This window comes from Pseudomonas sp. zjy_15, assembly GCF_043101865.1.
GTDB lineage: Bacteria > Pseudomonadota > Gammaproteobacteria > Pseudomonadales > Pseudomonadaceae > Aquipseudomonas > Aquipseudomonas putida_Y.
This window is the reverse complement of the sequence record NZ_JBICII010000064.1, coordinates 125116-148260: the sequence shown is the minus strand read 5'-3', so window position 1 is coordinate 148260 and position 23145 is coordinate 125116. Positions and strand designations below refer to the sequence as shown.

The window sequence follows — 23145 nt, the reverse complement described above, 5'->3', positions numbered from 1 at the left end:
CAACACCCTTTGCCCTTCCTGCTTACTCACGCTGACACGGAGCGCCCATGAGTTCACGCAATCCCGTTCTCTGGCCTGAAGGCCTGTTCGTCAAACCACAGCATTTCCAACAGGCGACCAGAGCCAGCGAAGCAGCCCTGCACCAGCGCCTCGCCAGCCTCAATGCAGCCTTCTACGGCTTCAGCGAACTTCAGTTGAACGACGAATACCTGAGCCTGGGCAAAGTCGCCATCACCCGGGCGCGAGGTGTGATGCCGGACGGCACGGTGTTCGACATTCCCGCCGACCTGCCGCCACCGCCGCCACTGGAAATCGGCGACGACGCGTGCAAAGACAGTGAGGTGTATCTGTGCCTGCCGCTGCGCACCGATGGCGGCCGCGAAGTGAGCTGGCCCGACAATGCAGCCAATTTCCGCTATACCGCCCAGGCACAGGAAATCAAGGATACCCACACCGCTGATGGTGACCTGGTGCAGGTAGACCTCGCGGTGCCCAACCTGCAGCTCAAACGCAAGACCGAAGACAGCAGCGCCTACACCCGCCTGGCCCTGGCACGTATTCTGGAACGGCGCGCCGACGGCAGCCTGCAACTGGACGAAGCGTTCTACCCCACCAGCGTTTCGGTGCGGGCGGTGCCAGCGCTGCTGCGGTTTCTTGAAGAAATCACCCATACCTTGCGCGAGCGGGCGCGCGGCCTTGCCACGCGGATTGGTGCATCGGGCCAGTCCGGGATCGCCGACATTCGCGACTTCAACCTGCTGCAGGCCATGAACCGTTGGTGGCCATGCTTCCAGCATTTGGCCAGGCAAGCGCAAACGCACCCCGAGCAGCTGTACCTGTGCATGAGCCAGGCCTGTGGCGAATTCGTCACTTTCACCGACCAGAACAGGCTGCCGCAGGAGTACCCCGCCTATCACCACACCGCGCTGCGCACCTCTTTCAAACCACTGGAAGACACCTTGCGCCGATCTCTGAGCACCGTCTTGCGGCCGCGCGCTGTTTCACTGCGCTTGGAGAGCGAACAATTCGGCGTGATGACGACCACGCTGGAAGACCGCCGGCTGATCGACGAAGCCGACTTCATCCTCGCCGTGCGCGCCGACCTGCCACCACAGGCGTTGCGCCAGATGTTCATCCAGAAAGCCAAGATCACCTCACTTGAGTCACTGAATGACCTGGTGCCGCTGCAATTGCCAGGCATCCCTTTGTTGCCTTTACCGGTAGCGCCCCGCGACCTGCCCTTCCATGCGGGCTTCAGCTACTTCGAGCTGGACCGACGTGACCCGGCCTGGGCGTGCATGAGCAAGGCGAATGGCTTCGGCAACCGTGACACAGCACCACTGAGTTCAACGAATTAGCGAGGCTTTTGCCTCGCTGACAAGCCCATCGTTTCCGATGGCCACGCCACCTGGGGTGCGCGTGCTTTACCCACATGGACGCAGGAGTAACTGCCATGCCAACACCCGCTTACATCAAGATCGAAGGCCAGAAACAAGGCAACATCACCGCGGACGCCTTCACCTCCGACTCCGTCGGCAACATTTACCAGGAAGGCCATGAAGATGAAATTCTGGTGCAGGAAGTCAAGCACCAGGTCACCGTCCCCACCGACCCGCAAAGCGGTCAACCGGCCGGGCAACGGACCCACAAGCCCTTCATTTTCACCAGCTCGCTGAACAAGGCCACGCCACTGATGTACCAAGCGCTGGCCAGTGGCGAAAAGCTGCCAACGGTTGAAGTCAACTGGTACCGCACCTCGGCAGTGGGCGAGCAGGAGCACTTCTTCACCACCAAGCTGGAAGACGCCATCATCGTCGAGATCAACACCGTGCTACCCCACGCCCAGAATGCGAAGAACGCGAACTACACGCAGCTGGTGGAAGTGGCGATGATGTATCGCAAGATCACCTGGACCCACGTAACGGCGGGTACCGAAGGCTCTGACGACTGGCGCAAACCGATCGCCTGATCTCACTGAAATGCCCCAGGCAGGCGTGCTCTGCCTGGGCTTTTCGAATATTCAGACGGCGGACAAGGATCGTGTATGCCTAGCCAATCTGACGTGCGTTACAGCTTCCAGCCGCTGGTTGGCAAAGCTGAATTCGAAGTGGTGTCGTTCGAACTCCGAGAGGGCATCAGCGCCCCCTTTGAACTGGAGCTGAAACTGATCAGCTTCGAAAACGATATCGACTTCGGCCATTTGCTCGACAAACCCGTGCTCTTCACCATCTTGGACGGAGAACGCCCGGTACGGTACGTGCACGGCCTTGTCAGCAGCTTCAGCCAGGGCGAGAGTGGCTTCTACCGCACTTACTATCACGCCTTGGTCGAACCGCAACTGGCCCGCGCCAGGCTGCGCTCGAACTGGCGCATCTTCCAGCACAAGACCGTTCCGCAAATTCTCGAGCTGATGCTCAAGCGCCAGGGCATCGACCAGTACGAACTACGCGCCGGCCTGGACCATCAGGTGCGCGAATTCTGCGTACAAGCCGGCGAAACCGACCTCGACTTCATCGCCCGCCTGGCGGCCGAAGAAGGCCTGGTCTACCGCTTCGAGCACAACGAAAAGCGCCATAAGCTGATCATCACCGACAGACTGCAGTCACTCGGCCTGATAAGTCACGGTGTCATCAAACACGAGGACGACGCCGAACGCTTCTACCGTGAGCGTGAACCGTCAGCCCCGGACACCGTGCTGTACCATTCCAACCACGGCGGCGACCAGGCTCAACCTTGCCTACGGCGCTTGCGCTACAGCGAACAAGTGCGTACTGCACGGCAGGTTCAACGCGACTACACGTTCACCCACCCAGCCTATCGTCAGGAACACAGGGCCTCGGGCCCCTATCTTGAGCACCAGTCCACGGATTATGAGTGCTTCGACTACCCCGGCCGTTACAAACGCGATGCCGTTGGCAAGCCGTTCACCGAAAACCGCATCACTGGCCTGCGCCACGACGTGCGCATTGCCGAGGTGCAAGGCAACGATGTGCGCCTTCAACCGGGCCTTAGCTTCACCCTGACCGGCCACCCACGCGAAGACCTGAATGTGCATTGGCGGGTCAGCACGGTCCGCCACGAAGGCAGCCAGTTCACCAGCCTGCAGGAAGAAGCTGCCGGGGCCGACCAGGGCACACGTTACGAGCAAAAAGCGGTACTGGTGCCAGGCAGAACCGAGTGGCGCCCAGCTCCGTTGCCCAAACCACGCGTTGACGGCCCGCACATGGCCACTGTGGTCGGGCCGCCCGGTGAAGAGATCTACTGCGACGAATGGGGCCGGGTCAAGGTCAGCTTCCCCTGGGACAGAGAAAGCCAGGACAACGCGTTCAGCTCCTGCTGGGTACGCGTATCCCAAGGCTGGGCCGGTGGCAGCTGGGGCTCGATGGCCATCCCGCGCATCGGCCAGGACGTGATCATCCACTACGTCAACGGCGACCCTGATCAGCCGATGATCACCGGCCGTACTTACTGCGGTAACCAATTGCCACCCTACGACCTTCCCCGCCACAAGACCCGCATGACCATCAAAAGCCAGACCCACAAAGGCGATGGCTTCAACGAGCTGCGCTTCGAGGACGAACTGGGCCAGGAGGAAGTGTTCATTCATGCCCAGAGGGACCAGAACAATGTGGTCAAGCACGATGAGACTACGCAGGTCGGCAATGACCGCAAAGAGCAGGTCGATAACGACGAATCGATCCTGATCGGCCACGACCGTACGGAAACGGTTGGCAATGACGAGCGCATCACCATTGGGCAGGATGCCGCGCTCGACATCGGTAGAAACCACACGATCAGGATCGCCAAGGACCGTGTCGAAAACATCGGCAATCACCGTCACGATCAGATCGCCGCCAATCACCACACCCGTATCGGTGGCAACTTCGAACAACGGGTCGAAGGGCATGCCGAGCTGGAAGCTCGCGGGGATATCCGCAGACGTACCCGCCGTTATGAACTTCGAGCATCGGAAGCCGTGGTCATTCAAGGCCCTGGGGGCTCCATTCGAATCGACGAAACAGGCATCACCCTGGACAGCCCGACGATTCGCATCACCGGCCAGATGCTCAAGTCGGCAAATGGGACGGCAAGCCCCTTTTCCATCAGCAGTGCACCGAACACCGGCAAGCCTCTGGAGCGCTTGTGTGGGCGTCGCCCTGATGGTTCCTGCCCCCTGCCCGATTGCCGCTGTATCCGAGGGCAAGTCCAATGACCACCTTGTCATCACCTCCTCCGCGTAGCGAAGACTTCGCTCACAACTGCCGCTTTCTGCTGCTCATGACCAGTGCAATCGAGAACTGGGCCTATCGGCCCATCCCGCAGGAAGGTGAACTGGTTCCTGCTTATGCCCCATCGGTACTCGACCTTATAAACGCTGTCAGCCGGAATACTCAAAAGGCATGGTTATGGAAGAGCAGCGCCCTGGATGACCGTCATGAGTTTGGGCCTTTGCTGGTGGACGTTGCAGACGCTCACGAGCTGCTTGCCCATGCAATCACGACCTGGATGCCTATCGGTGGCGCCATCGCGCTGGATGCCGAGGTTGGCCTGGCAGCGCTGGCAGACCACTTCACCAGCCTGGTGCAGGTCGTGCTCCCTGACCAGAGCGTTGCCACTCACCATGTCACACCGGACCATCTTGCGGCCTGGCTGAATGCGCTGGACGACGACCATCGCAAGGCCTGGCTTGGCCCGGTGTCTCGGTTGGCATGGCGAGTCAACTGGGGGCCGGCTCATGAGTGGAAAACACACGAAAACAAGCCGATTGCTGCCCGCTCAAAATCAGAACTGCCTTTGACCCTCCAGCAGCTTGAACTTGATCGGCTGCAAGCAGGCATGCACGAGCACTTTGTCCTCTCATTGGCACATGAGGTCTTGGCCATGCCGCCCCATGCCCACCATACCTTGGCGGACATACGCCTCTGGATAGAAACACTCCTGCCGCAACTGACAGCCCTCAATTTCCGGAGCGAGGAAGTTGCGGGCCAATTCATTCGGCTGATAGCCGGGCACATGTGGCTGATGAGCAATGACAAGGCGGGAAAAATCTACACCAACCTCGAAGAGTCGCCCCAGGCCCGCCTTCGCGAGCTCCAGGCTCTGGTCGAAAGCAAGGAGTCTGCCCATGACTAACGCCTCCGTCAGTAGCGCCACCTCCGGCCCTGCCTGCAGCGCACGCGTGCCCATCCTGCCAGTGCGCTACGCCATCGTGCCACGCACCGCCGACGCCCCCGCCTGCCGCTATGCCGATGCAGGCTTCAACCTGGAACAAGGCTTCCCCACGCTGCAGCACTCGGCCTACACCCTCCGCGCCTTGCGTCCAGGTTATGTCTACGTGTTCATGAAAGGCCCTCAGGGCGAAAAGCTGGTCATTCATGAGCACGTCGGCGCGGGCCTCTACAAGGAGCTGCGCTACCAAGGGCTGGAGGACTATCACCAGCGTGGCCGCTACCTCTCCGGCCAGAGCACCGGCTGGGTGTGGGCCGACACCTGTCAGCACACCGCCAAGGAAGTGTGGATCGGTTACAGCCCGCACCTGTGGACCAACGCCATCACCGCCCGTATCACCGGTTCGCCAGCCCTGCGCAAACGGCACATGCGCCAGCTGGACATGGCCGAGCTGGTGAGCGGCAGCCAGACCCCGTCCACCCAGCCCCATGTGTTGCCAGTGAGTGCCCTGCAAACCTGGGTCGAAGACTTCAAGCCAACCGAGCGGCGCATGCCGCTGACCTGGAGCAGCGACCCGGTCACCGAAACCTTGCCCATCGGCAACCTCAATGCCATCGCCCGCCACTACCCCTGGACCCAGCCGAAAGTGCCAGTGGTGGTGGCGCTCGCCGACGCCGAAGGCATGGCCCTGGACCTGAGCCTGTCGGTCTCGGCCTACCAGCATCAACTGCGTGACCTGATGCCGGCCGAGCAACTGGAACACACAAGACCCGCTCAGCCTCCCGAGCAGGAGCGCGTGCCGGCATGCTACCGGCTGGATGCCGAGCAGCTCAGCCCGCAGAGCCGCGACTTTCACCATCGCAACCTGGTCGCCATGCTGCTGAACAAGACGCTGGAAAGCCTGTACCCGGCAGATGCTCCCTCACCAGAACTGGCCGCGTTCAGGCTTGGCACGTCACGCCGGGGCCCCGCCCTGTCGCCGGCCGAGGCACACTTCCAGGCCCTCACCCATGAAGATTACTCCCCCAATGGCGCGCGCCTGGCACAGCGTCTCGATGTCGACAAATACCGGCGTTTCCTCGCCGAACGCGACGCGCTGGAACGGCGCATTGCCGCCCTGCGCAACCTGGCCTTGCAAGCCAGCAACGATCATGACGCCTGGCTGGCGACGGCCGAATCCCAACACATCGATAACCCCTACAGCCTCGCTGCGGCACTGGCCTGTTACGACCGCGACGAACGCACCTCCGCCCGCGGTCTGGAAATCTCACTGGCATTGCTGATTCACCCAATGGGCCAGCCGACACCCGGCACCGAAGAGCATGACCGGCGCTTCAAACGCCTGGAGCAATGGCTGGACCAGCACGACAGCCCGCTTTACACCGCCTTGGCGCCGTTCAACCCGTTCAAGGACAAAGCCGACGCCATCGGCGCCTTGTTCGACGCCAGCGACAACGTGATCGAAGGGCTGGCCGGTCGCTTCCCGGCCATGGCCGACATCACCGACCTCACCGCCCAGTCGGTCAATACCGTGGTGCTCAAGCGCCTGCGCGGGCAGACCCGCTGGGATGCCAGCCATGGCCTGCGGCGGCAGGTGCAGTTGGCAGCGCGTGAGGCCAATGCCGAGAAAGCGCTGGGGTTGTTGGCGGCACGCTATCGAATCACCGAGCAGGCCATTACGGAGAATCCCTTTAGCCAGGAGGTGCAGCGGTATTTGAAGAGCGGCATGGCGCAGGTTGAAGAGATGAAAGCGTTGCGCATATCAGGAAGCCGCACGGTGTCCATCGAGCTGACCACCACTGCGCGTGCGAAACCCAACTTCCTTGGGTTACTCACCTCGGGCGGTGGTGGTGGTTTAAACGCGGGGATGCTGTGGTTCAACGTGATCTCGCTGAAGACGGCGTACAGCAACCTGCAGCAGAGTGATGCACCGGAATACACGATGGGGTTTGCTTCATCAGTCTTCGGGGTGATCGGCGCGGCGGTAGTGACGCTGGTTAGCGTGCGGGCCACGCATAAAGCCGTAGTCATCAAATTCAGTTCTACGGCGCCAGGAATGGCGTTTGGAAATGGCATAGTAAAGCACTTAAGTAGCAATTTATTCGCCCGCGCCTCTGGCTACCCGGCGATTATCCTTGGACTAACCTCAGACATATTAAAAGGGTATCGACAGTCCCGAAATGGGGGGGCTCTATCAGGTGCGTATACTGCTGCTGGTGGATTCACATCTGCCGCTGGATCCGCTCTTATACTGGAAGCTAGCCTCGCGATTTCTGGCCCAACATCTTTAATCCCCTTCGCAGGCTGGGCTGCTGCGGGTCTCGTGCTTGTCGGTGCTATCGTGCTTGTCGGTGGGCTTTACCTACACGCTAAAGCACATGAGCGCCTCCATACTCCGATAGAGCTTTGGGCAAGCAGAAGTATTTTTGGCACAAGAGAGAACGATGGCGAAATCCGTTCTGGGATTAAGTTAGACCACCAGAAACTTCTCCCAAGCTTCACCAATATCAACGAAGAACTTGAAGCCTGGCATACTCAGATCTACGCTCCCATTGCTCTGACTGCTGAACAAACAGCACGCCTAAATCTTGAAGGGCTTACTACACGATTGAGTATCAACAATCAGTGGCCAACACCAGATTGGGCAACAATCATCCATAGCCATGTAGACGAGGGCATGGCCACCATTGAACTAACCGTACTCCTAAAAGACTTCATTATAGGGCAGAGCTTATGGCATGGCACCTTAAGCACCTTGGACTTCGACAGCAAGGCAACCCCCTCAAAGACTGAGCCGACCTGCCACTTAACTTGCGCAGGCCTTGTTCTACATTACAAAATCGATAGAGCCAGAGCAAAAAGTGGCACTCTATTAATAAGTTTCCTATCAAACCAAGGCTTATCCGCCAACACTCATTCAACCTCAACCCTTCATGTCGAGAGGTAGCACTGTGGCCACAACATGGTTATTTAGCCCACACGAAAACACTTATATCAAACCAAAGATCCACGGACAGATCAGCAAAATAACCACTACATTAGCGCAGCTCAGAAATCCATGGGTTTCCGACTCAGTCTTCATGGCCAAGATGTATACCGCCACGATTTTAGCCATCGCGATTGTATCCTACACAGGCTTTTTCACCCACTCAGTCAATTACCAACAGGAAGGGGCATATGTATTTATTGCAATACAGCTCCTCGGACCATTTATTTTTACTCCATTCTTAGCCTACCGTGTTTTCTTAATAAAAAAACTCTCTGACATATACCTCAATAGAGCCACCAAAAAAATATATTACAAACGCATAAATACACTCATAGTTTTTGATTGGAATAACACTGGAGGCGGTATTTTCAAACGCACAGAATTCGGCGGTTCATCATTCACCACCAGCTATGCCCTCGCCTTCGCCCCCCGCCGGGAAGACGGCAGCCTGCACCAAAAAGACTGCCTCTGGGTCGACAGCAACGAACCCACCGAACCCGGCGTCAAGCATGTAGCCGAGGTATGGGAATACCTCCGCCACTTCATGGACCACGGCCCGGACAAACTCCCCCCGCCCGGTGAACCCAACTGGTGGCACAAGCCACTGCACGCCATCTGCCTGACCCCGGCAGAAGCCTGGCGCCACTACGCCCCTTGGCGAACCGGTGAGCCCGGTGAAATGCAGGGCAAAAAGAACTGGCAATTGCCGTTCTGGGCGGTGCTGTTCCCCTACAACCTGACCGTCGCTCTCTGTTGGTACTGTGTCTGCAAGCTTTTCAATGTCCGTGCAGCGCCACCACCGGCGGAGGCTTTCGAAGGTGGGCCTGCTAAGCCCGAATAGTCACCACCTGAAGTGGATAGGAAGAGAACGCTATGCGCCTGGATGGCAACGCGGCAAGACAGAATGGGGATGGCGCCCAGATCAAAGGGCTGTAGGACGGCTCCTGACTTATCGCAGGCAAGCCAGCGTCCACAGGTTCGGCACAAATCTCAAGAGCGGTGCAATACCTGTGGCGCTGGCTTGCCGGCGATGATTGGGCGCAGCGCCTGTCAGGCGAACTTGGCCCGGGCCGCGTGCAGCTTCTTGTAGCTGTCGATCAGGCGCAGGTGGCGATCAAGGCCTTCGAGCTTCATGCTGGTCGGGGTCAGACCATGGAAGCGCACACTGCCGTCCACCGAACCCAATACCGCGTCCATGCGCGCATTGCCGAACATACGGCGGAAGTTGGCTTCGTAGTCATCCATCTCCAGTTCGTCATCCAGTTGCACCTCCAGCACCACGTTCAGCGCCTGGTAGAACAGGCCGCGGTCTACGGTGTTGTCGTTGAACTGCAAGAATGCCTCGACCAGTTCCTTGGCGTCCTCGAAACGCTGTACCGCGAGGCAGATCAGCAACTTCAGTTCGAGAATGGTCAGTTGGCCCCACACTGTGTTTTCGTCGAACTCCACACCGATCAACGTGGTGATGGTGGTGTAGTCATCCACATCGCAGTTGTCCAGGCGCTTGAGCAGCAGCTTCAACGAGCGGCTGTCGAGGCTGTGCAGGTTGAGGATGTCGGCACGGAATGACAAGGCGCGGTTGGTGTTGTCCCAGATCAGATCCTCGACCGGGTAGATTTCCGAATAGCCCGGTACCAGGATGCGGCACGCGGTGGCGCCAAGGTTGTCGTACACCGCCATGTACACTTCCTTGCCCAGGTCTTCGAGGATGCCGAACAGGGTCGCGGCCTCCTGCTGGTTGGAGTCCTCGCCGTGCCCGGAGAAGTCCCACTCGACGAATTCGAAGTCGGCCTTGGCGCTGAAGAAACGCCATGACACCACGCCGCTAGAGTCGATGAAGTGCTCGACGAAGTTGTTCGGCTCGGTCAGCGCGTGGCTTTCGAAGGTGGGTTGCGGCAGGTCGTTCAGGCCTTCGAAGCTACGGCCCTGCAGCAGTTCGGTGAGGCTGCGCTCCAGCGCCACTTCCAGGCTCGGGTGGGCACCGAACGAGGCAAACACGCCACCCGTGCGCGGGTTCATCAAGGTCACGCACATGACCGGGAACTCGCCCCCCAGCGACGCATCCTTGACCAGCACCGGGAAGCCTTGCTCTTCCAGGCCCTGGATGCCAGCGAGGATCGCCGGGTATTTGGCCAGCACCTCTTGCGGCACGTCCGGCAGGCACAACTCGCCTTCGAGGATTTCGCGCTTCACCGCGCGCTCGAAGATTTCCGACAGGCACTGCACCTGCGCCTCAGCCAAGGTGTTGCCCGCGCTCATGCCGTTGCTGAGAAACAGGTTTTCGATCAGGTTGGACGGGAAGTACACCACCTGCTGGTCGGACTGGCGCACGAACGGCAGCGAACAGATGCCCCGCGCCGTGTTACCCGAGTTGGTGTCGTACAGGTGCGAACCACGCAGCTCCCCGTCAGGGTTGTAGATCGCCAGGCAGTGCTCATCGAGGATCTCGGCCGGCAACGCGTCGCGCGGGCCCGGCTTGAACCACTGCTCGTTCGGGTAGTGCACGAACGGCGCGTTGGCCAGGTCTTCGCCCCAGAACTGGTCATTGTAAAAGAAGTTGCAGTTGAGGCGCTCGATGAACTCGCCCAGCGCCGAGGCCAGCGCAGCCTCCTTGGTGGCCCCTTTACCGTTGGTAAAGCACATCGGCGACTGCGCATCGCGTACGTGCAGCGACCAGACGTTGGGGACAATGTTGCGCCAAGAGGCGATCTCGATCTTCATCCCCAGCCCGGCAAGAATGCCCGACATGTTGGCAATGGTCTGCTCCAGCGGCAGGTCCTTGCCAGGGATATAGGTGCTGGTGTCCGACACCGGCATCAGCAGCCCCTGGGCATCGGCATCGAGGTTGTCGACCACTTCGATCACGAACTCAGGGCCGGTCTGCACCACCTTTTTCACCGTGCAGCGGTCGATGGAACGCAGGATGCCCTGGCGGTCCTTGTCGGAAATGTCCTCGGGGAGTTCGACCTGGATCTTGAAGATCTGGTTGTAGCGGTTTTCCGGATCGACGATGTTGTTCTGCGACAGGCGGATGTTTTCGGTGGGAATATCGCGGGTCTGGCAGTACAGCTTGACGAAGTAAGCCGCGCACAAGGCCGAAGACGCCAGGAAATAGTCGAACGGGCCGGGGGCCGAACCATCGCCTTTGTAGCGGATAGGTTGGTCGGCGATCACCGTGAAGTCATCGAATTTGGCTTCGAGACGGAGATTGTCGAGAAAATTGACCTTGATTTCCATGCGGGATTACCGTGATTTAAGCGTGCAAAACGAAATTGGCCGGCATTATCCGGGTTTTCGTTACGCAAGTCCTGTTCAACGCCGACCGCAGGCTTGATTTTTCGAAGCTGGCTTGCGTATTCCGCCGGATTACTTGCCTGATCCTCTGAAGCCACCCCCGCCACCAGACCAGCGGTCATCCTCCTGTGCTAGCGTTTCTGCACCGGGGGGACAACGTATTCCCCATGCAGAAACACAGCGACAACAACCGTGACGGGCAGGTGAAACCATGGAACTACGCATCAACCAGAAGACCTATCAGGTCGAGGCGGACGCCGACACGCCCCTGCTGTGGGTAATCCGCGATGACTTGGGGCTGACCGGTACCAAGTATGGCTGCGGCTTGGCCCAGTGCGGCGCCTGTTCGGTGCTGGTGGACGGCAATGTGGTGCGCGCCTGCGTTACCCCCGTGGCCGGTGTGGTGGGGCGTGAGGTCACCACCATCGAGGCGATCGAGGCCGACCCCGTCGGTAAACGGGTAGTCACCGCCTGGGTCGAGCACCAGGTGGCTCAATGCGGCTATTGCCAGTCCGGCCAGGTAATGGCGGCCACGGCGCTGCTCAAGCACACGCCAAAACCCAGCGATGCGCAGATCGATGCAGCCATGGTCAACCTGTGCCGCTGCGGCACCTACAACGCCATCCATGCCGCCGTGCATGAGCTGGCCCAGGGGGAACAGGCCTGATGAACACGCCAGTCGATACGCCTGCCGAACTGCTCAGGTTGCAGCGGGGCGAAACGGTCAACCTGTCACGTCGGCGCTTTCTTGCCGGCACCGCAGTCGGTGCCCTGGTGCTAGGTTTCGGCCTGCCCATGGGCTCGGCCCGCGTGCAGGCAGCCGCCGCCGCTGCGGCAACTACGGAACGCGGCACCCAGGTGCCTGCATTTCTGGAGATTCGCCCGGATGGCACGGTGCGCCTGTTGAGCCCCTTCATGGAAGGCGGGCAAGGCCCTTTCACCGCCATGGCGCAGATTGTGGGTGAAGAGCTGGATGTCGACCCGGCCCATTTCGTGGTCGATAGCGCGCCACCGGGCGAAGCCTACGTGGTGATGGAGAACGGCATGCGTATCACCGGTGGCAGCATGTCGGTGCGCATGAGCTACCCGACCATGCGCCGTCTGGGCGCGCTCGCCCGGGGCATGCTGCTGCAGGCGGGCGCCGAACACCTGGGTGTACCGGTCGATGAGCTTTCTACCACGCCGGGTAACGTGGTACATACCACGACCGGACGTTCCGTACCCTACGGTGAGCTGGCCGGTCGCGCCATGGACCTGCCGGTGCCCGACCCGGCCAGCGTCAAGCTGCGCGACCCCAGCCAGTTTCGCTGGATTGGAAAGCCCATACGCCGCCTGGATGCCTACGACAAGTCCACCGGCAAGGCCCAGTACTGCATCGACATCAAAGTCGACGGCATGCTCCACGCTGCCGTGCAGCATGCACCGCGCCTGGGCATGACGGTCGGCAGCCTGCGCAACGAAGACCAGGTCAAGGCCATGAAAGGGGTACATTCAGTGCATCAGCTGCCGGGTGCCGTGGCCGTGGTCGCCGAGCGCTGGTGGCACGCCAAGCGTGCAGTGGAGGCGATTCAGGTGGACTGGAAAGAGCCGGCCGCCGACAGCAAAGTGCGACCGATGCCGGCCGATTTTTCCAGCGACGCCTGGCGCGAACACCTCGCGACGGTGCAAGGGCCGTCCCGTGATGAAGAGAACGAAGGCGACATTGCCGGCGCCTTGGCCAACGCCAAGACCAAGGTCGAGGCCAGCTACCACAACCAGTACCTGAACCACGCCCAGCTGGAGCCACCGTCCGCCCTCGCCCGCTTCAACCCGGACGGCAGCCTCGACGTCTGGCTACCCAACCAGGCCCCGGACATGTTCCGTGACGACATTGCCAGACGCACCGGCCTGGAGCCTGCACAAATCAACCTGCACTCGCCGCTGCTGGGCGGCTTCTTTGGCCGCCACTTCCTGTACGACTCTGCCAACCCCTACCCGCAGGCCATTGCCCTGGCAAAGGCGGTTGGCCGGCCGGTGAAGCTCATCTGGAGCCGCGAGGAGGAATTTCTGCGCGATGTGCTGCGCCCCGTCGCAGTGGTGAAGTTCCGCGCCGGGCTGGATGCCGACGGCATGCCGGTGGCGCTCGAAGCGGTAAGCGCCACCGAAGGCCCAACCGAGGCTCTTGCTGGTAAACAAGGGGAGAAGATCGACCCGACCGCGCTTGAGGGACTGTCAGGCAAGTCCTACGCCATCGCCAACAAGCGCATTGCCCAGATCTATGTCAAAGGTCCGGCCATGCTCGGTTACTGGCGCTCGGTGGGTAACTCGCTGAACGACTTCTTCTACGAATCATTCCTCGACGAACTGGCTGATAAAGGTGGCAAGGACCCGTTTGAACTGCGCCTGCACCTGCTGCGCGACAACCCGCGCCTGACCAACCTGCTGAACGCTGTGGCCGACTTGTCCGGCGGCTGGAAGCGCGGGCCGTTCACCGCCGAGGACGGCAGCAAGCGTGCACGCGGCGTGGCCATGGCCTCACCGTTCGGCTCGGAGGCTGCGGTCATTGCCGAGGTTTCGATCGACAACGGCCAGGTCAAGGTGCACGACATCTGGCAAGCCATCGACCCTGGCAGCATCGTCAACCCGGCGATCATCGAGCATCAGGTCAATGGCGCCGTCGCCCTCGGCCTTTCGCAGACGCTGGTGGAAGAAGCGGTGTACGTGGATGGCAAGCCGCGCGCGCGCAACTACGACCTGTACCCGATCCTGCCGCCTTCGCGCATGGCCCGGGTGCATGTGCGCATCATCGAAAGCGGGGCGAAGATGGGCGGCATCGGCGAACCACCGTTACCCGCCGTGGCCCCGGCGGTGGCCAACGCGGTTGCGCAGCTCACCGGCCAGCGCGTGCGCAGTTTGCCATTGAGCCGCCACACCTTCAGCTGATCGCACAAGGGACGCCTCATGACCCATCGTTTCGCAAGAACCGCTGGCTGGCTGGCGATGCCGTGCCTGGTCGCGGCGGGCCTGCTGGCCTGGTATGTCACCCGTGAACCCGCATCGCCGTTTGCCGACGCGCAGGCCACTGCTGCAGACCCGGCGCTGGTCAGCCGCGGAGAATATGTGGCCCGGCTCAGTGACTGCGTGGCCTGCCATAGCCTGCCGGATGGCAAGCCGTTCGCCGGCGGACTTGAAATGGCCACCCCGCTGGGGACGATCCACGCCACCAACATCACCCCTGACCGCGACAGCGGTATCGGTAGCTACACCTTGGCCGACTTCGACCGCGCCGTGCGCCAGGGTGTCGCGCCCGGTGGCCGGCGGTTGTACCCGGCTATGCCTTACCCGTCCTACGCCAAGCTCAGCGATGATGACGTCAAGGCGCTGTATGCGTTCTTCATGCACGGCGTGCAACCGGCGCGGCAGGCCAACCTGGCCAGCGACATCCCCTGGCCGCTGAACCTGCGCTGGCCCATCGCCTTGTGGAACGGCCTGTTTGCCGCCACCACACCTTACACCGACAAGACCGGGCAGGATGCACAGTGGAACCGTGGCGCCTATATCGTCCAGGGCCCCGGACACTGCGGCAGTTGCCACACGCCACGCGGCCTGGCGTTCAATGAAAAAGCGCTGGATGAGAGCGGCAAGCCGTTCCTGTCCGGTGCACTGCTCGATGGCTGGTATGCACCCAGCCTGCGCGCCGACCACAACACCGGGCTGGGGCGCTGGAGCGAGACGGAGATCGCGCAGTTCCTGAAGACCGGGCGCAACCGGCATGCAGTGGTATTCGGTTCGATGACCGAGGCGTTCAACAACTCCACGCAGTTCATGCATGACGACGACCTGGCAGCCATCGCCCACTACCTGAAGTCGCTGCCCGGCGACCCTCAACGTGACGGCGCGCCGTGGCAATACCAAGCCGAATCGGTAGCTCTACGGTTGGACAGCCCAGGAGCGCGCACCTACGTGACACGCTGTGCGTCTTGCCACGGCCTGGACGGCAAGGGCCAGGCCGAGTGGATGCCGCCCTTGGCTGGAGCGACCTCGGCACTGGCCAAGGAGGACGCCTCGGCAATCAATATCACGCTCAATGGTTCGCAGCGGGTGGTGGCTGCAGGGGTGCCGGACGCCTATCGCATGCCGGCTTTCCGCGAACAGTTGGGAGATCAGGAGATTGCCGACGTGCTCAGCTTTGTGCGTACGGCCTGGGGCAACCAGGGTGGTGCGGTGGATGCGCAGGCGGTAGGCAAGCTGCGTGGCCATACCGATCCGGCCAGCAGCAGCCCCATCATCTTGCATATGCGTTGAACTGGAGTAGTACATGTACCGACGCAAGGCTGCTCCCACAAAGACCGCGAAGCACCTTAGCCACGCTGTCACTGCCACCGTTCCAGATTCTGTTTCAACCACTGCTCGGGCATGGCCTCATCAACGATCTTCGCCATTTCCCGCGCCAGCGCCTCACGTAGCGATGGCCGGTTGCAGGGCGACTCTCGTGAGATTGCCAGGTACAACCCTTCGCTGGACACGGGTGGCTGCAACACCTGCACAGTGGCTGCGATGCCCAACGTGCGCGCCAGCGCCATGCCAGGATACTGCTCGTACACCACGTAATCGCTGCGTTTGTGCATCAGCTTCTCGAACGCCTGCCTGGCACTGGGCACTGCCTCGAGGGTGAGATTGGCCTGGGCGTATTCATCGAACTGTTGGCCGTGGCTGTTGTTGACCAGAGTGCCACCCTTGCGGCCTTTGAGGTCGGCCCATTGCTGGTAGGCAAAGGCATTGTCCTGGTGCACCCAGATGACGCTGGGTGTGCGCAAGAACGGCGGGTTAATGTAGTCCACATGCTGCCGGCGCGCTTCGGTCAGGAAATACCCGGCCATCAAGTCGATCCGCCCGGTGCGCACTTCTTCCTGGGCTCGCGACCACGGCCCGGCGTAAACCACCTCTATTTCCAGGCCCAACTGCTTGCCCAGGTACCTGAGCAAGTCGGCATTGGCACCGATCAACTGTTGAGGGTTTAGCGGATCGCGCCACAGGTAGGGGGGGTATTCCGGGTTGCCTGTGGCGGTCAACCGTAGGCATGCATCATCCGCTACCGCAGCCAGAGGCAGCAGCGACAGGTACACCATGAGCAAGGCGTGGCGAAAGCAACGCTCGATCATCCAAGACCCTCGGCACATGAAACACCCGGCGACCCGGCGTGGTAGCCCAAGGCTGCCACCTACTGTGGTCGCCTGCAGCTATCATCCGCGCACTGTAGATAGTCTGGACCATCAACAACCCGCAGACGAGCCTTTCATCGTCCAGTAGAAAAATCTGCCGAAGGACAGACAGTGAGGAGCTGCACGGCCGGCGACACTTGGGCTTTTCAGCCTCCCTGCCGCCGCATCGCCAGGATCGCCGCGCCAAAACCGATAAAGGTGGTGCCCACCACCCGGCTCACCCAGCGCGACATCGACGGCCGGGTCAGCACACCCTTGGCCCGCGCAGCCAAAGCGGCATACACGCTCAGCGAAGTCAGCGACAAGGCCACGAAGATCCCGGTCAAGGTCAGAAACTGTGGCAACAATGCAGCCCCTTGGTCGATGAACTGCGGGAACAGTGCAGTAAAGAACAGGGTTGCCTTGGGGTTGGTTACTGCAGTGAGGAAGGCCGATTTGAACAGCTTCAGCGGCGAGGGGCGCACCTTGGCCGTACGCTCTGCGGCACCCTGCCCCAGCATCGGGCTCTTCTTCAGCAGTTGTCGCGCCCCCAGGTAGAACAGGTAGCCCGCCCCCAGAACCTTCACGGCATTGAACAGTACTTCAGAACTGGCCAGCAGTGCGCCTAGCCCCAGCATGGCTGCAGCCGACAAACAGAACAGGCCCGTGCCATTGCCCAGCGACGACCAGATCGCGCTGCGCTGACCATGGGCAAGGCTGTTGTTGATAGCCATCAAGGTGGCAGGGCCGGGGCTGGCGATCGCGATGGCGGCGACCAGGGTGAATGCGAACAGCGAGTGAGAATCCATTTCAGGCTCGTCAGACAATCAGGAAAGGCTGCGTCAATTCTGGGCAGGTTCAGTCGGCATTCTGCCGCTTTGCCGCCTTCTTGGCGATAGCCTTCATTCGCGTCGCCGCCCGCTGCACAGTGGCCATTTTCTCGGGCCTCTTCATGCCCCGCCACTTGCGGATTTCGTCACGGGTGCGGCCGCAGCTCACGCACAGTTCGCTGTTGAGCTGGCATAACGAGACGCAGGGGTTGTCGATGTCTTTGGCCATGCCACTACTCAGCCAGGCAGTTCTGCCCGCGCACGTTCACCCGCGCTGTGGAACACCTGACGCACTTCTTCGGCCTTGACCTTGGTTACCGACCTGGCTGCCAGCAACTCTTCGACCACGCGCAAGCCCTGCTCCAGGGCTGTGGCCAGTTGCTCGGCGTCGGAGGCGTCAGCGATATCACCCAGATAGGGAGCGATGAGATACACGTAACGGTCCTGCAGCTTGAGCGCTTCCAGCGCGTCGAGGGCTTTCTGGAACCGATCGGCAGCGGCTGGGCTCATGCTCAATTTATCGAAATGAATCAGGCTCACACGGTCAGTGGCCATTATGACGAATCTCCGTTTCCTGGTGCGGCCAGGCCCGCAAGCAGCAGCGCTTCTACGATGCTCGTATGTGCGGGCCCGGGTTATGCCCATCAGGGTACCAGAAGCCGAGGCAGAAAGGGCCACTGCCCCCAGAACTAAAAGTATTTGCCAAGTCGCGTAATGGACGCCCCAGGACGTTATGGGGACATGAGCCGCTATCTGCTGCACAGGATAATCCCGCCAGCAATCCACCCCGCCGAGGCCGTCATCGCGCTCGGCAGCCCACACAACAAGCCTGCGCGTTCAGGCAATACACAAATGGGGCCTCATCATACATGGCAAAGGAACACATCCCCGAAACACTCGATCTTGGCGTCACAGACCCCTCGAAAACCGCAGAAGCCCGCCAGGATCGGCATTTCGAGGGCAAGCTTGACTGGATCGTCTTTGGTTTCACCAGCCTCCTGGCCATCGCTTTCGTGCTCTGGGGCTTCCTCAACCAGGCCAGCCTGGCCAGCAGCGCCTCCAGCGCGCAATCCTGGGTCATTCTCAATTTCGGCTGGTTCTTCGTGCTCACCTCCTCCCTCTTCGTGGTGTTCGTGCTGTGGCTGGCCGCCAGCCGTTACGGGCGGGTGCCGCTGGGCCGCGATGGCGAACAGCCAGAATTTCGCACGGTGTCCTGGGTAGCGATGATGTTCAGCGCCGGTATGGGCATCGGCCTGATGTTCTTCGGCGTGGCCGAGCCGCTGTCGCACTACATATCGCCGCCGCCAGGCTCAGCCAGCGGGCAGACCAGCGAAGCGATGCAGGTGGCAATGGCCACCACCCTGTTCCACTGGACCCTGCACCCTTGGGCCATGTACGCCATCGTTGGCCTGGTAATCGCCTACGGCACCTTCCGCCGTGGCCGCTCGCAACTGATTTCCGCTGCCTTTCGGCCGCTGATCGGCAAGCACGCAAACGGCCCACTCGGCCGCCTGATCGACATGATGGCGATCTTCGCCACACTGTTCGGCTCGGCCGCCTCGCTGGGCCTTGGCGCGCTGCAGATCGCCGGCGGCCTGGAATACAACGGCTGGATCGAAAGCCCCGGTAAACTGTTCTACATCTCGATCATCACACTGCTGACCATTGCCTTCGTCACCTCGGCGGTGTCGGGCATCGGCAAGGGTATCCAGTGGCTGTCCAACACCAACATGGTGCTGGCACTGGTGCTGGCAGTGTTCGTGTTCATGGTCGGGCCGACGCTGCTGATGCTCAATCTGCTGCCGACCTCGCTCGGCATCTACATCAAGATGCTGCCGGAGATGATGGCCCGCACCAACGCCAGCGGCGGCGAGCAGATGAACAGCTGGCTGGCCGGCTGGACCGTGTTCTACTGGGCCTGGTGGATCTCCTGGACGCCTTTCGTGGGCATGTTCATCGCCCGCATCAGCCGCGGTCGCACCATTCGCCAGTTCGTGACCGGGGTGCTGCTGGTGCCAAGCCTGGTCAGCCTGGTGTGGTTCACCATCTTCGGCGGTGCCGCCATCGACGCTGTGCGCGAAGGCGCCTTCCAGCTGGCCAACGGTGCGGTCAACAGTAACCACGCCCTGTACCAGCTGCTGGACAGCTACCCGCTGGCATCGGCAACCTCGGTGCTGGTGATGATCCTGGTAGGCATCTTTTTCGTTTCGGGTGCCGACGCAGCCTCGCTGGTGATGGGCACGCTGTCGGAACACGGCACCACCGCGCCATCACGACGCACAGTGATTTTCTGGGGCTCGCTAACCGGTACGGTGGCGGCGATCATGCTGGCGATCGGCGACCCACGTAACCCTGGCGAGGCGCTGACCGGGCTACAGAACCTGACCATCGTCGTGGCCTTGCCATTCGTGGTGGTGATGGTACTGCTATGCCTGGCGCTGTACCGCGACCTGCGCAAGGACCCGATGATGCTGCGCCACCTGCGCGGCAACGAGCTGATCGAGAAGGCCGTACTGTATGGGGCGGTGAAGCATGGAGAGGAGTTCTACATTGTAGTGCAGGAGAAGAAGGCATCGACCAAGACAGCGACAGAGGCCGAAGTAACCAGCAACTGACTGCGCCAACCAGAAAGCCACGGGCTGCTGTGCAGCCCGATCGCGGCACGCGGCCGCTGCTGCTGAAAACACAGGTCTGCTTCAACCTTTTAACGCCACCTCTATCTGGGCCACATCGATCTTGCCCATCTGCATCATGGCCTCGAACGCACGCTTGGCCGCCGCTCGGTCGGGGTGGCCGATGGCTTCGATGAGGATGCGTGGAGTGATCTGCCACGAAATCCCCCATTTGTCCTTGCACCAACCGCAAACACTGGCCTCGCCGCCGTTGCCGATAATGGCATCCCACAAGCGGTCGGTCTCTGCCTGGTCCGCGGTACTGACCTGGAACGAAAATGCCTCACAGTGCTTGAAGGCCGCCCCCCCATTGAGCCCCACGCAAGGAATGCCCATTACCGTGAACTCCACGGTGATCACATCGCCCTGCTTGCCTGAAGGGTAATCGGCGGGCGCCTGGTGCACAGCGACCACTCGGCTATCGGGGAACGTTCGGGCATAGAAGTTCGCCGCCGCTTCAGCTTCGTGGTCATACCACAGGCAGATGGTGTTCTTGGCAGTCATGGCTTCGCTCCAAGATCGAAGGTGAGCCTTGAGTCTAGCCCCATAGCCCCGGCGTACTGGTAACGCCTGACCAACTGATGCCAATGCAGGTTTAACCGCGATGACGCCGATACAAAAAAAGGCGCCCCAAGCGGAGCGCCCAAAAAATCCACCCAGACCAAAGGAGCAACGAGGTTGCCAAAGTGGAATCACAGAATCGACAACGGGTACTCCACGATCAGCCGCACTTCGTCCAGGTCCGACTCGAACACCGTGGCCCGGGTGGTGGCCTGGCGCACCCGCAACGACAGGTCCTTGGCCGCGCCAGTCTGCACCACATATTTGACCTCGATGTCACGTTCCCAGCGTTTCTGGTCGGTCAGCGGGTTGCCCGCGACGTCGCGGCGCATGTAAGTGGCGTTGGCATTGGAGTAATCGGCGTCGGTACCCTTGCCGTAACGTGTCATGAACGACAGCCCAGGTACGCCGTAGGTGGCCATGTTCAGGTCATAGCGCAGCATCCATGAACGCTCCTTGGGCGCGTTGAAGTCGCTGTACTGGATGGAGTTGTCGAGGAAGATCGAGTCGGATTGGCGCAGGTAGTCGAAGTCGTCGTCGCCGTTGTTGCGCTGGTGAGTCAGGGCCAGGGTGTGAGCAGCAAAGCGCACACCCAGCTTGGCGCTCCAGATATCGTTGTCAAAGGCTCCCAGGCGCTGCTGCCCTTCATCAACAGCCTTGTAATAGTTGAAACCACCAATCAGGGCCAGCTCCTCGCTCAGCGGCCAGCTCAGGCTGGTGCCGACGTAGTACTGGTTCCACACGTCCTTGAGCCGGCTACTGAACAGGCTGACGCTGACATGCTCATTGAGCGTGTAGTCACCCCCGCCATAGGCGATCCACGGCGAATCGACCGGGCCGCCATAGAAGGTCACGAAGTTCTCCCGCAGGTCGCTGGACATCGGCTGGCTCATGGCATGCAGACGTCCGGCTTGCAGGGCAAGGTCCTTGATGCTGTTGTTCTCCAGGGTCACCCCACGGAAGCTTTCCGGCAGCAGCCGCGAGTCGCCAGCAGCCACCACCGGGTTGGCCGGGAACACATCGCCCACCTTCAGTACCGTGTCGAACAGTCGCACCTTGGCCGCGCCCCCCACCTTGGTGTACTCGTCACGTGCCTGGCCGTCGCGGTCGACCGGCAATACGTCGAAGGAACTGCGCCCGCCGTTGCGGCCGCCGCCAGTGTCGAGCTTAAGGCCAAGCATGGCAAACGCATCCAGGCCAACACCTACAGTGCCCAGGGTGAAGCCCGACTCAAATCGGGTAATCACGGCGTGCCCCCAGGCTTCGGAGTAGCCGCTGTCAGGCTGTTTGCCCGGGTTGTGTGTCGGGGCCGCAGAATCGCGGTTATCGCGGTTGAAATAGAAGTTGCGGTTAAGCACGCTGAGGGTACTGCCCTCCATGAAGCCGTCCGCGCTTTTTTCTGCAGCAACAACCTGACTGCCAACGCTGGCCAGCGCCAGGCAAGCAGCCAGTGTCAGGGGTGATCTACACGTCATCCGATGCTCCTTGAACGTCGCATTTGTTGTTATGTCGGCGGGCCGAGATTGACGGCCGGCAGATAACGCCAAGGTGATCGGCGCATTACAATTGCGTCATCGGCAACGCAGCGCTCTGAGTGAAGTACTGCAACATTCTGCAGATATTTCCGACGTCAGGCAGTGAACCTGCTGACAAAAAAACGGTCTTTCGCTGACGGTCAACTCACCGACCGGTTCATCGGCCCAGTCACCGGGCCTACTTTTTGTCCCTGTTCCAGCGAATTCAGCGAAGACCCAACATGCCCGATTCCCGCCCAAATGCTTCCGCCCTCCCCGCCCTGCGCATCGGCCTGATTGCCGCCGTGGTGGGTATTGCCGCCCCCGTGCACGCCGAAGAGCCTGCCAGCGACGCACGCTGGGTCAGCGACAGCCTGAGCACCTATGTGCGCAGCGGCCCGACCGACGGGCACCGCATTGTCGGCACGCTCAAGTCCGGTCAGAAGCTGACCTTGCTCGGCAGCCAGGGCAATTACAGCCGGGTGCGTGGGCAGAACGGAGATGTGGTGTGGATCCTCAGCAACGACCTGCAGACGGTACCCGGGCAGAACGAACGCCTGCCATTGCTCGATGCCCAGGTCGCCGAACTGACCGGGCAGTTGAAGACCATCGACGACAACTGGAAGAACCGTGTGCAGGGCATGCAGGAAACACTTGATTCGCGCAAGCAGCTGATTGACGAGCTGGAGGCGCGCAACAAGGCACTGAACGAGCAGCTCGATCAGAGCCAATCGGACCTGCGCGATACCCAGGCCCGCCTGGGGGATGAGAACAAGCAGGTGATGATGCGCTACATGGTGTATGGCGGCAGCATTGCCGGTGCAGGCTTGCTGGCGGGGCTGATCCTGCCGGCACTGACCCGTGGGCGCAAGAAGAACGATCGCTGGTTCTGAGTTCGGCAAGGCGCTGGAGCTGGAACGTGCAGGCCTGGCCACA

Annotated in this window: 18 protein-coding genes; 11 read left to right on the top strand and 7 right to left on the bottom strand. The window is 61.0% G+C overall.

From position 1 onward, the window contains the following. Nucleotides 1–47 precede the first annotated feature (47 nt). From tssK to ACF8EF_RS12675, 6 genes are all read left to right on the top strand, one after another. A complete protein-coding gene (gene tssK / locus ACF8EF_RS12700; protein ID WP_392529111.1) occupies nt 48–1358 on the top strand; it encodes a type VI secretion system baseplate subunit TssK in 1311 nt (436 codons plus the stop codon). 95 nt (nt 1359–1453) lie between these two features. Beyond that, complete coding sequence (locus tag ACF8EF_RS12695) at nt 1454–1969, top strand: Hcp family type VI secretion system effector (RefSeq protein WP_176684154.1); 516 nt, start codon at nt 1454–1456, stop codon at nt 1967–1969. A gap of 75 nt (nt 1970–2044) precedes the next feature. After that, complete coding sequence (locus ACF8EF_RS12690; RefSeq protein ID WP_176684155.1) at nt 2045–4213, top strand: type VI secretion system Vgr family protein; 2169 nt, start codon at nt 2045–2047, stop codon at nt 4211–4213. Further along, nucleotides 4210–5133, top strand: a complete 924-nt coding sequence (locus ACF8EF_RS12685; RefSeq protein WP_176684156.1) for a DUF4123 domain-containing protein — start codon at nt 4210–4212, stop codon at nt 5131–5133. Before ACF8EF_RS12690 ends, ACF8EF_RS12685 begins: the two co-directional genes overlap by 4 nt. Beyond that, entirely contained in the window at nt 5126–8116 is a 2991-nt protein-coding gene (locus ACF8EF_RS12680) for a T6SS effector BTH_I2691 family protein (protein ID WP_392529109.1), read from the top strand. Before ACF8EF_RS12685 ends, ACF8EF_RS12680 begins: the two co-directional genes overlap by 8 nt. 4 nt (nt 8117–8120) lie before the next feature. After that, nucleotides 8121–8999: a DUF6708 domain-containing protein gene (locus ACF8EF_RS12675; protein ID WP_392461224.1), complete on the top strand. Its 879-nt coding sequence runs from the start codon at nt 8121–8123 to the stop codon at nt 8997–8999. Nucleotides 9000–9208: 209 nt separating this feature from the next. Here ACF8EF_RS12675 and ACF8EF_RS12670 read toward each other — a convergent pair whose 3' ends face one another. Further along, nucleotides 9209–11395 carry an OsmC domain/YcaO domain-containing protein gene (locus ACF8EF_RS12670; RefSeq protein ID WP_003256021.1) on the bottom strand — a complete coding sequence of 729 codons (2187 nt, stop codon included), beginning with the start codon at nt 11393–11395 and terminating at the stop codon, nt 9209–9211. 268 nt (nt 11396–11663) lie between these two features. Here ACF8EF_RS12670 and ACF8EF_RS12665 point away from each other — a divergent pair, with 268 nt between their 5' ends. From ACF8EF_RS12665 to ACF8EF_RS12655, 3 genes are read left to right on the top strand one after another with little or no spacing between them, the layout of a single operon-like run. Then, entirely contained in the window at nt 11664–12119 is a 456-nt protein-coding gene (locus ACF8EF_RS12665; protein ID WP_176685723.1) for a (2Fe-2S)-binding protein, read from the top strand. Further along, complete coding sequence (locus ACF8EF_RS12660) at nt 12119–14374, top strand: molybdopterin cofactor-binding domain-containing protein (RefSeq protein ID WP_176685724.1); 2256 nt, start codon at nt 12119–12121, stop codon at nt 14372–14374. The genes ACF8EF_RS12665 and ACF8EF_RS12660 overlap by 1 nt, the downstream gene beginning before the upstream one ends. An 18-nt stretch (nt 14375–14392) precedes the next feature. Continuing rightward, nucleotides 14393–15736, top strand: coding sequence for a c-type cytochrome (locus ACF8EF_RS12655; protein ID WP_392461223.1), 1344 nt, complete (start codon nt 14393–14395; stop codon nt 15734–15736). 68 nt (nt 15737–15804) lie between these two features. On the opposite strand, the gene ACF8EF_RS12650 is transcribed toward ACF8EF_RS12655, so the two are convergent. From ACF8EF_RS12650 to ACF8EF_RS12635, 4 genes are all read right to left on the bottom strand, one after another. Beyond that, nucleotides 15805–16593: a substrate-binding periplasmic protein gene (locus ACF8EF_RS12650; protein ID WP_392461222.1), complete on the bottom strand. Its 789-nt coding sequence runs from the start codon at nt 16591–16593 to the stop codon at nt 15805–15807. A 206-nt stretch (nt 16594–16799) separates the two neighbouring features. Then, nucleotides 16800–17441: a LysE family translocator gene (locus tag ACF8EF_RS12645; RefSeq protein ID WP_176685727.1), complete on the bottom strand. Its 642-nt coding sequence runs from the start codon at nt 17439–17441 to the stop codon at nt 16800–16802. Between the two features lie 49 nt (nt 17442–17490). Then, nucleotides 17491–17691 carry a DUF1289 domain-containing protein gene (locus ACF8EF_RS12640; RefSeq protein WP_012271937.1) on the bottom strand — a complete coding sequence of 67 codons (201 nt, stop codon included), beginning with the start codon at nt 17689–17691 and terminating at the stop codon, nt 17491–17493. 8 nt (nt 17692–17699) lie between these two features. Further along, nucleotides 17700–18017 carry a hypothetical protein gene (locus ACF8EF_RS12635; protein WP_003256033.1) on the bottom strand — a complete coding sequence of 106 codons (318 nt, stop codon included), beginning with the start codon at nt 18015–18017 and terminating at the stop codon, nt 17700–17702. Between the two features lie 314 nt (nt 18018–18331). On the opposite strand from ACF8EF_RS12635, the gene ACF8EF_RS12630 reads away from it, so the two are divergent. Beyond that, nucleotides 18332–20077 (top strand): BCCT family transporter, encoded by a 1746-nt coding sequence (locus ACF8EF_RS12630; protein WP_392461221.1) that lies wholly within the window; start codon nt 18332–18334, stop codon nt 20075–20077. A gap of 81 nt (nt 20078–20158) precedes the next feature. Here the strand turns inward: ACF8EF_RS12630 and ACF8EF_RS12625 are convergent, their stop codons facing one another. Further along, a complete protein-coding gene (locus ACF8EF_RS12625; RefSeq protein ID WP_176685729.1) occupies nt 20159–20638 on the bottom strand; it encodes a VOC family protein in 480 nt (159 codons plus the stop codon). A gap of 188 nt (nt 20639–20826) precedes the next feature. Beyond that, on the bottom strand, nt 20827–22170 hold the full coding sequence (locus ACF8EF_RS12620) for an OprD family porin (RefSeq protein ID WP_392461220.1): 1344 nt from the start codon (nt 22168–22170) through the stop codon (nt 20827–20829). A 281-nt stretch (nt 22171–22451) separates the two neighbouring features. On the opposite strand from ACF8EF_RS12620, the gene ACF8EF_RS12615 reads away from it, so the two are divergent. Next, the gene (locus tag ACF8EF_RS12615; protein WP_176685731.1) at nt 22452–23102 is read left to right on the top strand and encodes a TIGR04211 family SH3 domain-containing protein; all 651 of its coding nucleotides are present in this window, start codon (nt 22452–22454) and stop codon (nt 23100–23102) included. Nucleotides 23103–23145 lie beyond the last annotated feature (43 nt).

Bases quoted from the DNA above. Each gene is read 5' to 3' on its own strand.
- ACF8EF_RS12645 (WP_176685727.1), bottom strand. From the start codon at position 17,441: ATGGATTCTCACTCGCTGTTCGCATTCACCCTGGTCGCCGCCATCGCG.
- ACF8EF_RS12620 (WP_392461220.1), bottom strand. From the start codon at position 22,170: ATGACGTGTAGATCACCCCTGACACTGGCTGCTTGCCTGGCGCTGGCC.
- ACF8EF_RS12640 (WP_012271937.1), bottom strand. From the start codon at position 17,691: ATGGCCAAAGACATCGACAACCCCTGCGTCTCGTTATGCCAGCTCAAC.
- ACF8EF_RS12665 (WP_176685723.1), top strand. From the start codon at position 11,664: ATGGAACTACGCATCAACCAGAAGACCTATCAGGTCGAGGCGGACGCC.
- ACF8EF_RS12655 (WP_392461223.1), top strand. From the start codon at position 14,393: ATGACCCATCGTTTCGCAAGAACCGCTGGCTGGCTGGCGATGCCGTGC.
- ACF8EF_RS12680 (WP_392529109.1), top strand. From the start codon at position 5,126: ATGACTAACGCCTCCGTCAGTAGCGCCACCTCCGGCCCTGCCTGCAGC.
- ACF8EF_RS12625 (WP_176685729.1), bottom strand. From the start codon at position 20,638: ATGACTGCCAAGAACACCATCTGCCTGTGGTATGACCACGAAGCTGAA.
- ACF8EF_RS12660 (WP_176685724.1), top strand. From the start codon at position 12,119: ATGAACACGCCAGTCGATACGCCTGCCGAACTGCTCAGGTTGCAGCGG.
- ACF8EF_RS12635 (WP_003256033.1), bottom strand. From the start codon at position 18,017: ATGGCCACTGACCGTGTGAGCCTGATTCATTTCGATAAATTGAGCATG.
- ACF8EF_RS12695 (WP_176684154.1), top strand. From the start codon at position 1,454: ATGCCAACACCCGCTTACATCAAGATCGAAGGCCAGAAACAAGGCAAC.
- ACF8EF_RS12690 (WP_176684155.1), top strand. From the start codon at position 2,045: ATGCCTAGCCAATCTGACGTGCGTTACAGCTTCCAGCCGCTGGTTGGC.
- tssK (WP_392529111.1), top strand. From the start codon at position 48: ATGAGTTCACGCAATCCCGTTCTCTGGCCTGAAGGCCTGTTCGTCAAA.
- ACF8EF_RS12685 (WP_176684156.1), top strand. From the start codon at position 4,210: ATGACCACCTTGTCATCACCTCCTCCGCGTAGCGAAGACTTCGCTCAC.
- ACF8EF_RS12650 (WP_392461222.1), bottom strand. From the start codon at position 16,593: ATGATCGAGCGTTGCTTTCGCCACGCCTTGCTCATGGTGTACCTGTCG.
- ACF8EF_RS12615 (WP_176685731.1), top strand. From the start codon at position 22,452: ATGCCCGATTCCCGCCCAAATGCTTCCGCCCTCCCCGCCCTGCGCATC.
- ACF8EF_RS12670 (WP_003256021.1), bottom strand. From the start codon at position 11,395: ATGGAAATCAAGGTCAATTTTCTCGACAATCTCCGTCTCGAAGCCAAA.
- ACF8EF_RS12630 (WP_392461221.1), top strand. From the start codon at position 18,332: ATGGCAAAGGAACACATCCCCGAAACACTCGATCTTGGCGTCACAGAC.